This window comes from Micrococcus sp. GbtcB5, assembly GCF_019091605.1.
GTDB lineage: Bacteria > Actinomycetota > Actinomycetes > Actinomycetales > Micrococcaceae > Micrococcus > Micrococcus luteus.
In genome coordinates this window covers 1-274 of sequence record NZ_JAGXJK010000187.1, presented here as the reverse complement: position 1 = coordinate 274, position 274 = coordinate 1, and the positions used below count along the sequence as shown (strand labels likewise).

At 75.9% G+C, this 274-nt stretch carries 1 pseudogene; it reads right to left on the bottom strand.

From position 1 onward, the window contains the following. A pseudogene (locus tag KVS67_RS11975) lies at positions 1 to 274 on the bottom strand (TCP-1/cpn60 chaperonin family protein); the annotation flags it as partial.

The window sequence follows — 274 nt, the reverse complement described above, 5'->3', positions numbered from 1 at the left end:
GGTCAGCGCATTGATGAGCGCGGCGCCGCCGCCGGCCACGATGCCCTCCTCGAGGGCGGCGCGGGCCGAGGACACGGCGCCCTCGATGCGCTGCTTGCGCTCCTTGAGCTCCACCTCGGTGGCGGCGCCCACGCGGACCACGCCGATGCCGCCGGAGAGCTTGGCGAGGCGCTCCTGGAGCTTCTCGCGGTCCCAGTCGGAGTCGGACGCGGCGGACTCGGCCTTGATCTGGGCGCCCCGGGCCTCGACGTCCTCGGCCGCACCGCCGCCGTCG